The following is a 12,311-nucleotide window of genomic DNA, read 5'->3' as shown; positions in this document are numbered from 1 at the left end:
GTCGAGGAGTCCTTGGGCGCTGGCTATATCAAACCATACGGTTGGTAGAAGATAAATAATCACTATAAAGATAAGAAAACACAAGACTTTTGCGAAAACCCCGGAGACACAGGGTCCGGCCGTCTCTACACCGGATCGTCGGACCGGGTCAGGGGAACGCGCCGGCCACGCATGGATGTGGGCGCAAGCCGGTTGCCGCGGGACGGGGAGACCTGATGTCCATCCGGAGACGCGGAATCCGAAAGATCCTGCCGGGACTCCGCCGAACTGAACTCCGCCTGCCGGGACACCGTTTGATCGCGCGACGGCAGCGCGGGCAGGGTCAGTACGTTGCTGAAGGCCGTTCCGCCCGAAACGACGAATTCCAGCGCTTCCTCGACCGACAGGTCCACGGGTACCACGTCCCGGCGCGGCACGATGACCACGCGACCCGCGGCGGGATTGGGCGTATTGGGCACGAAAACGCTCACCAGATCGTCACGTGGTTCTTCACTCGGAATGTCTCCCGCGATGAAGGCGATCATCCACGCGCCGCGGCGAGGGTACTCGACCACGACGGTCTTCCAGGTCCTGGTCTCCCCCGCCATCGTGAAGGTGTCTAGGATCTTCCGTACCGGGTGGTACACCCTTCGCGCGACGGGAAGCCGCATCATGAGGTCTTCGAACCACGTGATCAGCTTCCTTCCCACTACGTTCGAAGCCACGAAGCCAGCCAGGAAAATCACGATCAGCATGAGCAGGATGCCCAGTCCCGGGATGCGGGTATCCAGTCCCAGCAACCCGCGAATGACCGGCGCGGCGAAGGAGTCCAGCCAGGTCAGCAGCCAGCTCAGTACGGCGATGGTGATGGTGAGCGGTATGAGTGCGATCAGCCCGGACACCATCGTTCGCTTGAGACTATGACGGATCCTGGAAAACCTGGATGGACGCTTCGGGAGGTTATCCATATTGAAGGTGGACATAGTTTGCGCCTTGTCTTCCGCAACCGGGAACCGTTACAACGCTGAAACCGTTTCACCCCGCGAGGCCGTGACATTCACGGGGCCGCATGCCTTTCCATCCAGCCCGCGACCGAAATTCCGGCCTCTCCCAAACAAATCCTGCTAGTCCGTTAGACGCAGACTCCGTGTGGTTGGTTCTATACCTTGAACAGCTGGCCCATTCTTCTGCCGAGCACTTTACCAGTAAACAGCAAACTGCATGCCAGGAGGATCATGCCCAGCATGCCCATGGCGCTCGCCATGTAGGGGCCGTCGGTAATGCGCCCCATCAGGCTGTAGATGGCCTTGGTAATGGGATAGTACTGTTCCTTGATGGCCAGGATCAGGCTGTCGCTCACTTCGAGCATGGCGAAGGAAAAGGAGAGTATGGCGCCCGCCGCTATGTTGGCGAGCACGAGGGGCATGGTGATTTTCCAGAGCGTCCTCAAGGGGCCGGCGCCCATGTTCATGGAAGCCTCTTCCAGGGTGACGCTCATCTGCTGGAATCCGGCGTAGGCCGCCCGGACCATGTAGGGAAGGCGGCGCACGGCATAGGCGATGATCAGCAGGGGCACGGGGGAGACGCGGACGTCCAGGAAGGTCCCCGAAAAACCGGAGATGTACCCGAAGGCGAGTACCAGGCCCGGCAGCGCCAGGGGCAACATGGCCACGGCGTCCAGCGCGTCCCGGAACGGGAAGCGCCTTCGGGTCAGCAGGTAGGCGATGGCGACGCCGAGGACGATATCGATGATGGTGCTCATCACGCTCAGCCACAGGCTGTTCTGGATGGAAAGCAGGGTCAGGTCGTGGGCGAAGATCTGCCCGTAATAGGCGACGGTGTAGTCGGAGGGGAGCACGGTCATGAACCAGCGTTCGGTCACGGAGGTGAGGACCACACTGAGGTGGGGGATCAGCGCAATGCCCGTGATGGAGAGGAGCATGCCCCAGATCAATACGGTCTCAAACGAGGTCGCTCGCTTCGAGGCCGACGCCACGTGGCCGCGGGCGACCATCTCGTAGTGGCGGCCGCCGAAGAACTTCTTGGAGAGGTAGAACAGGGCGAGGGTGACCAGGACGACGAAGACGACCAGGGCGTAGCCCAGGGGATTCGCGTGGACGTCGGTGGACATGTTGAAAATCTGGACCGCCACCACCTCGCGGAATTCGAAGATCAGGGGCGTACCCAGATCCGTAAATGCCCAGATGAACACGATGATCGCGCCGGCGAAATATCCGGGCAGCATGAGCGGGAAGGTAACGGTGCGGAACAGGCGGAAGCCGCCCGCGCCCACGTTGCGGGCCGACTCCTCCAGGCTGGGGTCCACGTTGGCCAGCGCGGCGGCGATGTTCAGGTACATGATGGGGTACAGGTGCAGCGCCTCGAGGATCACGACGCCCCAGAATCCGCCGCCTCCGAACCAGTCGATGGGCGCGTCGATCAGGCCCGTTTCCAGGAGGAACAGGTTGATCGAACCGAACCGGGCGAACATCTGCTTCATCCCGATGGCGCCCACGAAAGGGGGCATGATCATGGGCACGAGGGCGAGTCCGCCCAGCAGGCCCTTCCCGATGAAATCGTACCGCACGAGAGCGACGGCCATGGGCAGGGCGATGATCGTCGTGAGGGCGGTCGTGACGATGCCCAGCTCGAAACTGTTGATCAGCGCCCGCTGCTGCACCGGGCTCTGCAGCATCAGTCCGAAGAACTCCACGGAAAACTGTTCGTCCGTGTAGAAGGCGTTCAACAGGACGTGCAGGATCGGGTAGAACAGGAAGAGGCCGAAGAAGAGGACGAGAATGCCCAGGATGGCGAGGACGCCGGGGGTCAGGTCCGAGAGATCGAATCGGGTACTGGGCATGAGGGCAGGCTCCGCGGTACCGCTATCCCGGTTTCCCGAGCACGACGACCTGTGACGCGTCGCACTTCAACCGGACCGGCGCGCCGGGACCGGCGAGCCGCCGCCCGGGACGGTGGTCCACCAGCTTCATGGGCGTGCCGTCGGCCAGCTGGACCGAATACTGCTCGTGGTCGCCGAGGTAGACGGTCTGCCGGACGACGCCGTCCATGACGTTTTCCTCCTCGTTCTCGTCCTCGACGGTGGCGGCGTCTTCGCCTGCGGCGGTGTCCGGATCCGAAACATGGATGGCCTCGGGCCGGACGGAGCAGACCACTTCGTCGCCTGGCGACAGGTCCTCGACGGGTTCGACCGTCGAATGGAGGACGCCGACTGCGGTCTCGACGGCCAGGGGAAGCTCCGAACGCGTCAACCGGCCGGCCACGAAATTCGTCTCCCCGATGAAATCCGCCACGAACGCGTTCGCGGGCCGATCGTAGATCGAACGCGGCTCCCCGGTCTGGACCACGGCCCCCATGTCCATCACGGCCACGCGGTCCGCCATGGAAAGGGCTTCCTTCTGGTCGTGGGTCACGTAGATCATCGTCGTGCCGGTCTCATCGTGGATCCGCCGGATCTCATCGCGCATTTCCAGGCGGAGCCGGGCGTCGAGGTTGGACAGCGGCTCGTCGAGCAGCACCACGTCGGGCCGGATCACGAGAGCGCGGGCCAGGGCCACGCGCTGCTGCTGGCCGCCGGACATCTGGTTCGGCGACCGCTCACCGTATCGATCCATCCTCACCATCCCCAGGGCTTCCGAGACGCGGTCGTTCTGTTCCGAAGACGGGATCTTGCGCAGGACGAGTCCATAGGCCACGTTCTCCCAGACGGACATGTGCGGCCAGAGCGCGTAGTTCTGGAACACCATGCCCGTGTTCCGCCGGTGGGGCGGCGTCCTCGTCACGTCCTTGTCGTCGAACAGGATGCTTCCCGCGTCGGGCGCGTAGAACCCGGCGATCAATCGAAGGAGCGTCGTCTTTCCGCAACCGGATGGGCCCAGGAGAAAGAACAGTTCACCTCCGGCGATCTCCACCGACACGTCGTCGACCGCCGTCACGTCACCGAATTTCCGGGTTACTCCCCGCAGGGTCAGACTGACCATGCTTCGTTCTCCCCAGATATGCAAAACCATTCAGGGTATGAAATATCACGCATCCGTCTGTACCTCAACCGCTTCTCCGCTTCAACCTCCAGAGGTAAAGCACCATCCCCGCCAGTACCAGGCCGCTGCCGGAGAAGAGCAGGTACCTGGCGCCGGCCCAGCCGGACGCGCCCGATCCGTACTTCTCGGCCGCCAGCCGGCTCCACGAGAGCAGGGTCCGGTTCCGGAAGGCCTGGTCCCGCCAGCGGTCGTCCAGGGCCAGCGATTCCTCCTCCGTGATGGGCACGGCGCCCAGCGACGGCAGGAGACGCTCCACGTCGCCCGTTTCGATGGCGCGCCGCCACGTTCGTTGCAGGGCAGCGTGGGCGTCGATGACGAAGACGCCGATCATGTCGTCGACGATATGACGCCGAGCGGCGCCTTTCACGGCATCGTACACGAAAGACGATTTCCACGCAAAGGGATTGAAAGTGACCGAGGTATGCGCCGGATCGATGCGCTGGTAGAGGCGGGGCAGCACCGTGAACCGGTTCAGCTGGAACTGCTCCGGTCCGCCCGGCGTGCCGGGTTTCTGCATCCACAGGCGCTGTCCGGCTTCGGACAGGACAAAGCGAAGGAAGGACTGCGCCACAGCCATATTGGGCGCGCCTTTCAGAATGGATATGCCGTCCGGGTTCAGGATCGTGAGATTGTCCGGCATGGTATATCCGATCATCTCGGGGCCCACGGCGTTGATCTGTGCCCAGGCGTAGAAATCGATGGCCATCCCGTAGGCCACTTCGCCGGACGTCACGTCTTTGGGCACCTGGCTTCCCGAATTCGCGAACCCCCGGGCGTTGGCGCCCAGGGCGGTAATGATCTGCCAGCCCCGTTCCCAGCCGTAGACCTGCAGCATGATCTCGAAAGGCACGTGCGCGCTGCCGCTCTTACGGGGATCGGCCGCGCCGACCCACGAGTAGAGCCGGGGATCGGCCAGGTCTTCCCAGGTCTCCGGCACGGGCAGTTCCACGAGTTGCGCCACCCGCTTGTTGTACATGATGCCGAACCCGGCCATTGTCGCGCCGTACCACCGGTATTCCGCGTCGTATATCGGATATCCGCCCGCCTCGGCCGGTAGCTCGTCCAACTGGTCATCGGGAAGGCGGTACGGCGCCAGGAGGTCGAGGCGCGCCAGTTCCACGAACGGATCGCTGCCCCCGCCGTACATCATGTCGATCCCGATGCCTTCCGGCTTGCCGGTAAACTCGGACTTTATGAACCGGATGATCTCCGAAGTCCCACCCACGTCCATCCACTCGATCTCGACCCCGCGACCGGTTTCATCGCGGTAAAAGGCGTCGAATCCCCGGGTGAATTCGTAGCGGATGCCTTCCCAGTGCGGAGAGACGATGACCAGGCGGTCCTGCGCGGAGATGGAGCCCGGGTCGCCGGCGTGAAATACGACGCCCGTGAAGAGGAGACCCCGAAAGAGGAGACCCCGTAGGAAGAAACGAATGACTGGACGACGGTTCAACGGTACCTCGAGGAGCTTAAGTCCGTTATCTCTTTCTCGCTGTGAGGACCAGCACGATGGCGACCAGCAACGAAACCGCCAGGCCGATGCCCACGACCGCCGGTGTGGCCACGTTGCTCATCGGGGGATCGTCGATCCCGAGCAGGACGGCTATGACGAGCACGGGAAGCAACAGGGCGACCAGGAAGGTCAGGCGCCGCGAGGAGGCGTCGATTCTCCTGAGGGCTTTCGTCTGGGCGGCCATCGCCGCGTCGTTCAGCATTTCCCAGGTGCGCGTGAGCGCGTCGGCCATATTCCTGAACCGGTGATACGCGTCCTGCAGCTGGACGACCGCATCCGGCTGCAGGGAGAGTTTCTCGCCGGCGTATAGCGAGTGGACGATGTCGCACTGTGGTCTTACGAGATGGATCATGTCGTTCAGGCGGCGCTGCCTGTCGTAGATCCATCGGGCTTCCAGGTCCTGGTCCGGTGGAATCGTTTCCACGACAAGCTCGGCAACCAGCGGGTCCTGGCAGTCGGCAATGGTCTGCATGATCAGGCCGACCGCCTGGTCCGTGGACCGCATCAGCTGGGCATCCCGCTGGATCCGGTCCTTGACTTCCTGCAAAAAGGCCAGCGGGGTGGCATGGACGGTAACCAGGTAGTCGGGCGCCAGGAAGAACCCCAACTTGGCCGGCGGCCCGTCCGGACCCTCCTGCACGTGCAGGACGATGAACAGGTGTCCCGGAAACACCGCCGAATAGGGACGGGTGGAGACCTCCCGGCAGGCTTTCACCGACAGGGGGTGGACGCCGAACTCCTTGAAATCGCTCAAGAACGCCGCGTCTTCGTCCGTGATCTGCTCGATGTCCAGCCAGAACAGGCCCCTGGAGCCGTCCAGGGTCTCCTGGAGATGGGAAAGTGACACGTCATCGTAGCGGATGACGTTGTTCTGTTCCACGATCAGCAAATCCCGCATGAAATCCCTCAGTTTCCTTTGTTTTTCTTTTCCCAGTAGAAGTAGAAGGGAAAGCCGGCGGCGACGATGGCCAGGCCGATGAGCGTATTGTAGATGAACGCCACGTTAGTCAGCAGAGACACCAGGTAACCGGATATGACGGCGAGGAAAAGCAGGGGCGTAACCGGATAGCCCCAGGTCCGGTAAGGTCGATTCGCGTCGGGCCGGCTGAAGCGCAGCACGATGACCGCGGCGATCGCGAGGATGGAAAAAAAGTACGAAGTGAAGGAGCCATAAGAGATGATATCCTCGAACCTCGGCGTCAGCGCGAACAGGGCGGCCAGAATGCCCTGGGCGAGAATGGATGCCGCCGGCGTGCGGAACCTCGGGTGTGCGCGGCTGAGCCCCTTGAAGAAAAGACCGTCCCTGCTTTGGGCGAAAAACAGGCGGGGAGCCACCAGCATGTGGACGTTAACCCCGCCGAAGGTGGAACACATCACGCCGATCGAGATGAAGAGGGCGCCCCCGTCGCCCAGCAGGACCTTCATCACGTCCGCCGCGATCCACTGCGAGGTCTGGACCTGCTCGAAGGGCAGGACCAGCATGTACACGAAGTTCGCCGCCAGGTAGATCACGATTACGAAGAGTACGCCGACGATGATCGACAGCGGGAGATTGCGGCGCGGGTCGCGCATCTCCCCGGCGACGTAACTGGAGAAGGTCCATCCTTCGTACGAGAACAGGCCGGTCACCATGGCCGCGCCGAAAGCGCCCAGTGCGAATCCGCTCACGGCCGTCCCGCCACCGCCGAACAGCGGCGAGAAATGGGCCATCGATCCCTTCTCGGCCATGAACAGGCCCAGCAGGATGAGTCCGCCAAGCGCGGCAACCTTGATGAAGGTAAACAGGTTGGTGACCCGGCCGCTCCATCGGACGCCGACCACGTTGATCATCATCAGGATCAACACGCACGCCGAAGCGATCACCGCCTGGGCGCCGTCGCTCAGGACGATGCCCTGGCCGCCCGTGTCGGCGGTGATGATGTTGACCACACTGGCCAGGTAATTGGCGAATACGTTGGCGACGGCGGCGATGGAAACCGGCCACACGAGCCAGAAGGCGGACCATCCGTAGATGAAGGTAACCCAGCGCCTGCGGTAGGCTTCGCGGACGTAGACGTACTGGCCGCCGGTCCGGGGCAGCATGGCGCCGAGTTCGGCGATGCAGAGCCCGCCGCACAGGGCGAGGAGACCGCAGACCAGCCAGACGAGCAGGCTCATGCCCGGCGAGCCTACGTTGGAGGCGATGGCGCTCGGCGCCTGGAAGATGCCGGAACCGATGACGCCGCCCACGATGATGGTGGTGGCTTCGAGGGGACCGAGCCCCCGAACGAGACCTTCGTCTTCGGTATCGGCTACCGGATCAGCGGCGGTATTCGAATCGATTTCAGCCAATCCTCACCTCGACGGAAATGCCTGTGAAATCTAGCACAAACATGTGTAATGCATCCCTTTTCGCAGGTCAATAACAATCACATTAGAGCCGGCTGTACGAACCGGTAATTGCCTTGACACTCTACCCGTCCGGGTCTATATTGGGATGTTCGATTCGAGGCGGCGTAGCTCAGTTGGTCAGAGCATCGGAATCATAATCCGAGTGTCCGGGGTTCGAATCCCTGCGCCGCTATGTTCCATGGCCTTTCTGCACTCGGAAGGCCATTTTCATTATGTCTCCCCCGCTATTCCACAAGCCGGGATTTCCCATGCCGAACGACTTGGAACATAAAGTCGAGCATACGGTCCGGCGCCACGGGATGGTCAAGGCGGGCGACCGGGTGATCGCCGCGGTTTCGGGCGGCGCGGACTCGGTGGTCCTCCTGCACGTCCTGCACGGCCTCCGCGGCAAGCTGGACATGGAACTGGGGGCGGCGCATCTCGACCACGGTCTCCGCGGCGGGGAAGGACGGGAAGACGCCGCCTTCGTCATGGACTACGCGGCGTCACTGGGCCTGCCCTGCGTCGCGGAACGGGCGGACGTCCCCGCCTACTGCCGGGAAAACGGCTGTTCCGTCGAGCAGGGCGCGCGCGAGGTGCGATACGGATTCCTGAGAAGGGTGCTTCTGGACCAGGATGCGGATGCCGTGGCGACCGGCCATACGGCGGACGATCAGGCCGAGACGGTATTGATGCGGCTCTTGCGCGGCAGCGGCAGTTCGGGGCTGTCCGCCATCCGGCCGGTCAGGGAAGGATGGGTCATCCGGCCTCTGCTGGACGTCACCGCCGGCGAGATCGCCGAATATGCGCGGAAGCACGGCTTGTCCTACCGTACCGACCGCACCAATGAGGACCAGGACGTACCCCGAAACAGGATCCGGCACCACCTGGTACCCTTGCTGCAAAGGGAGTACAATCCCCATATCGTGCAGGGTCTGGCCCGGCTCGCCGACATGACGCGCGGCGAGGCGGAGTACCTGGACGCAGAGGCGACGACGTTCCTCGCCGATTATGCCCGGCACGAGGACGGGAAGATTCTTCGGGTGGACCTCGATGCCTGGGGGAACGCGGCGCCCGCCCTGCAGCGGGTCCTGGTCCGGCGCCTGTTCCGGACCGTGGGCGGCAACGAGGAGCGACTGCGTTTCGACCAGGTGGAGGATGCCCGTGCATGGATCGGCCGGGGGCCGGTCGGCCGGATCCATGAACTGCCCTGCGGGATCCGCATGGAATGCCGCAGGTCCGAACTGGTTTTATGTCGAGGTTTGTTAACGCCTTTCCTACTGAATCTGGAAGTTCCCGGGACGGTGGAGGTACCGGGCACGAACCTGTCGATCCACGTCGCGGAAGGGTCCGCGGAAACCGCGCCCGGCGCGACGGCCAATCGGGCCGTTTTCGATGCGGCGGCCGTGCGCCGGCCGTGGACCGTGCGTTCCCGCGAACGGGGTGACCGCATGACGCCCTTCGGCCTGGCGGGACACAAGTCCCTGAAGAAGCTGTTCAACGAGTGGGACGTGCCCCGGCTCTTGCGCGACCGCGTGCCGGTCGTCACGGACGGAACGCAGATCCTGTGGGTGGCGGGCTACCGGCAGAGCAACGAGGGCCTGGTCACCGTGAAGACCCGGCGGGTGATGGTCGCCGAGCTTATGGTGAAAGATCCGAAGTGATGAGAATCCTGCTCACCGAAGAACAGATCGCGGAGAAGGTAAAAAGCCTCGGTGCGCGGCTATCCACGGACTACCGGGAGAAGAACCCGGTACTCATCGGATGCCTCAAGGGGTGCGTGGTCTTCCTCGCCGACCTTATGCGGGAAATCACGGTACCTCACACCATCGACTTCGTACGCGCTTCAACCTATGGGACGGGGCAGGTTTCTGCCGGTGTCGTGAAGGCCGAAATCTTCGATGTGAACATCCGCGGACGGCACGCCGTGATCGTGGAGGACATCGTTGACACGGGGCTGACGCTGGGCTATCTTACGGAAGTGTTGACGAAGCAAGAACCGTTGTCTCTGAAGGTATGCGCCTTGCTGGTCAAACCGGAGGCGCACCGTGCGACCGTGACGATCGATTACCGGGGATTCGACATACCGGGCGATTTCGTCGTAGGGTACGGCCTCGACTGGGGCGAGCGTTATCGGGACCTGCCGTACGTCGCCGTGGTCGATGAACGGGATGCCTGAGCGTGGGGGCATGCGGGCGTGAATACGGCCTCGCATATCCTCACGCTTATTTATTGGCGCAACACACAAGCACTCGGGACGAGCAAGTTCAAATGACGAACTCCAGGCAGCACAAGGAAGAGCCGCGGGGACGACGCCCCGCTCAACCACGTCAGGACCGCGGCAACCGGCGGCAAGCTCCAGGCCAGGGCCGCGGCAACCGGCAGCAAGCTCCTCGCCGTACGCGCACCATCGTCATGTGGGTACTCCTGGCCCTGCTGTCGGTGGTGCTGGTACAGTTCTTCAGCCGGAACCGGTCCGACGGGATGGAAATCGGATACTCCACTTTCCGGGACCACCTGGCCAACGGGAACATCCTGAGCGTTACGATACTCGAAAAGACCATCGTCGGCGAATTCAGAAACGGGGTCAGTACACCCGTGCCCGGCGGCCGGGAATCCATGGAGACCCGGTTCAAGGTCGAGATTCCTTTCGAAGACACGGAACTGATCGATGAACTGGTGCGAAGAGACGTAACCATCACCGCGCGGCCGAAGTCGAGCCCCTGGTATGCGCACCTGGTCACCTGGCTGCCGCTGCTCCTCATCATCGGCCTGGGGATCCTCATCTTCCGCCAGATGCAGGGCGGCCAGAAGGGACTCTTCTCCATGGGGAAGAGCCAGGCCAGGCTTACGGGAGAGCGCGAAGGCGTGAAGTTCAGCGAAGTGGCCGGCGTCGAAGAGGCGAAGCGCGACCTGCAGGAGGTCGTGGCGTTTCTCAAGCATCCGGAAAAGTTCAGCCGGTTCGGCGCGCGCATTCCGAAAGGCGTGCTCCTGCTGGGTCCGCCCGGCACGGGAAAGACCCTCCTGGCCCGCGCGGTTTCCGGTGAAGCGGGCGTTCCCTTCTTTACCATGAGCGGCGCGGATTTCATGGAGATGTTCGTGGGGGTCGGCGCGTCCAGGGTGCGGGACCTGTTCAAACAGGGCAAGGAGAACGCGCCGTGCATCATCTTCATCGACGAGCTGGACGCCGTGGGCCGCCACCGGGGCGCGGGCCTGGGCGGCGGGCACGATGAACGGGAACAGACGCTGAACCAGTTGCTCGTGGAAATGGACGGTTTCGAACCGAACAGCGGGGTCGTCCTCATCGCCGCCACGAACCGCCCCGACGTGCTGGACCCGGCGCTGCTCCGGCCCGGACGGTTCGACCGGCACGTCACCGTGGACCGGCCGGACGTCCGGGGACGCGAGCAGATCCTGGAAATCAAGGCGAAGGGCAAGCCGCTGGCGGAGTGCGTAAACCTGAAGACCATGGCCAGGCTCACGCCGGGCATGTCGGGCGCGGACCTGGAGAACATCATGAACGAGGCGGCCCTGCTCGCCGCGCGGGAAGATCACAAGCAGATCACCATGTCGGACCTCGAACGCGCCAGGGACCGCATCGTCATGGGCTCGGAACACCAGCTGGTCATGTCGGAAGAAGAACGCAGAACCGTGGCCTACCACGAAAGCGGCCACGCCCTGACCGCCGCTCTGATCCCCGAGATCGACTCTCCGCACAGCGTCACCATCATTCCCCGCGGGCAGGCGCTCGGGATCACCTACTCTATTCCGGAGGAAGACCAGTACCTGTATTCGGAGGCCTGGTGCCGGGGCCAGATCGCCTGCCTGCTGGCCGGACAGGTAGCGGAACGCATCGGGGTCGGCGACACGTTCAACGGGGCCGGCGACGACATCAAGCGCGCCACGGAACTGGCGCGTCACATGGTCTGCGGCTGGGGGATGGGCGAAATCGGTCCCCTGGCCCTCGGCAACCAGGACGGTGAAGTTTTCCTGGGCCGGGAACTCACCCGGAAGCGGGATTACAGCAACAAGACGGCCGTGAAGGTCGACGAGGACATGAGAAGCATCCTGGATGCCTGCCGGCAGCATGCGGAAACCATCATTTCGAAGCGGGAAGACGCCCTGCACCGGATGGCCGAGGCCCTTCTCGAACATGAAACGCTGGACAGGGCCCAGATGGAACAGTTGCTGGCGGGGAAAACGCTGGAACCGGCCGTAAAGCGTGAAGCCGCATCGGGGCAGGACGCGAAGAATGAAGCGGGGCAGGCGGAGGAGGCCCGTACGGACGATGAAAAAGCGCCGGCCCCCACGCCTTTCAAGGAGCCTCCCCTGGCCGCACCCGGAGTCTGATCGTGGATGATGAACGTGTCATCGAGGGTGACGGGTTTCTC

8 protein-coding genes, 1 tRNA gene and 1 pseudogene are annotated in these 12,311 nt (G+C 63.3%); 4 read left to right on the top strand and 6 right to left on the bottom strand.

Annotated elements, in window-relative coordinates; genetic code table 11:
• Positions 1–125: 125 nt before the first annotated feature.
• The 6 genes and pseudogenes from F4Z81_12340 to F4Z81_12315 all read right to left on the bottom strand — a co-directional run bounded on the left by F4Z81_12340 (position 126) and on the right by F4Z81_12315 (position 7,881).
• Positions 126–962 (bottom strand): DUF502 domain-containing protein, encoded by an 837-nt coding sequence (locus F4Z81_12340; protein ID MXW05836.1) that lies wholly within the window; start codon positions 960–962, stop codon positions 126–128.
• Between the two features lie 176 nt (positions 963–1,138).
• Positions 1,139–2,839, bottom strand: a complete 1,701-nt coding sequence (locus tag F4Z81_12335) for an iron ABC transporter permease (protein MXW05835.1) — start codon at positions 2,837–2,839, stop codon at positions 1,139–1,141.
• Between the two features lie 424 nt (positions 2,840–3,263).
• Positions 3,264–3,977, bottom strand: a pseudogene (locus F4Z81_12330) (ABC transporter ATP-binding protein).
• Positions 3,978–4,041: 64 nt separating this feature from the next.
• Entirely contained in the window at positions 4,042–5,490 is a 1,449-nt protein-coding gene (locus F4Z81_12325; protein MXW05834.1) for an extracellular solute-binding protein, read from the bottom strand.
• Between the two features lie 25 nt (positions 5,491–5,515).
• Positions 5,516–6,448, bottom strand: a complete 933-nt coding sequence (locus F4Z81_12320) for a hypothetical protein (GenBank protein ID MXW05833.1) — start codon at positions 6,446–6,448, stop codon at positions 5,516–5,518.
• A gap of 8 nt (positions 6,449–6,456) precedes the next feature.
• On the bottom strand, positions 6,457–7,881 hold the full coding sequence (locus F4Z81_12315; GenBank protein MXW05832.1) for an amino acid permease: 1,425 nt from the start codon (positions 7,879–7,881) through the stop codon (positions 6,457–6,459).
• A 158-nt stretch (positions 7,882–8,039) separates the two neighbouring features.
• Here F4Z81_12315 and F4Z81_12310 point away from each other — a divergent pair.
• From F4Z81_12310 to hflB, 4 genes are all read left to right on the top strand, one after another.
• A tRNA-Met gene (locus F4Z81_12310) sits at positions 8,040–8,113 on the top strand.
• Between the two features lie 40 nt (positions 8,114–8,153).
• Positions 8,154–9,584, top strand: a complete 1,431-nt coding sequence (gene tilS / locus F4Z81_12305) for a tRNA lysidine(34) synthetase TilS (protein MXW05831.1) — start codon at positions 8,154–8,156, stop codon at positions 9,582–9,584.
• Positions 9,584–10,099, top strand: coding sequence for a hypoxanthine phosphoribosyltransferase (gene hpt, locus F4Z81_12300; protein ID MXW05830.1), 516 nt, complete (start codon positions 9,584–9,586; stop codon positions 10,097–10,099). The genes tilS and hpt overlap by 1 nt, the downstream gene beginning before the upstream one ends.
• 236 nt (positions 10,100–10,335) lie before the next feature.
• On the top strand, positions 10,336–12,270 hold the full coding sequence (hflB, locus tag F4Z81_12295; GenBank protein MXW05829.1) for an ATP-dependent zinc metalloprotease FtsH: 1,935 nt from the start codon (positions 10,336–10,338) through the stop codon (positions 12,268–12,270).
• The last annotated feature ends 41 nt before the right edge of the window (positions 12,271–12,311 follow it).

The organism is Gemmatimonadota bacterium (assembly GCA_009835325.1).
Taxonomy (GTDB): domain Bacteria; phylum JAAXHH01; class JAAXHH01; order JAAXHH01; family JAAXHH01; genus JAAXHH01.
Note: the sequence above shows the minus strand (reverse complement) of the source record. Positions and strands in the feature narration are given on the sequence as shown.

Excerpts from the sequence above, each read along its gene's own strand:
- F4Z81_12340 (MXW05836.1), bottom strand. The coding sequence starts at position 962 with ATGTCCACCTTCAATATGGATAACCTCCCGAAGCGTCCATCCAGGTTT.
- F4Z81_12335 (MXW05835.1), bottom strand. The coding sequence starts at position 2,839 with ATGCCCAGTACCCGATTCGATCTCTCGGACCTGACCCCCGGCGTCCTC.
- F4Z81_12320 (MXW05833.1), bottom strand. The coding sequence starts at position 6,448 with ATGCGGGATTTGCTGATCGTGGAACAGAACAACGTCATCCGCTACGAT.
- tilS (MXW05831.1), top strand. The coding sequence starts at position 8,154 with ATGTCTCCCCCGCTATTCCACAAGCCGGGATTTCCCATGCCGAACGAC.
- hpt (MXW05830.1), top strand. The coding sequence starts at position 9,584 with ATGAGAATCCTGCTCACCGAAGAACAGATCGCGGAGAAGGTAAAAAGC.
- hflB (MXW05829.1), top strand. The coding sequence starts at position 10,336 with ATGTGGGTACTCCTGGCCCTGCTGTCGGTGGTGCTGGTACAGTTCTTC.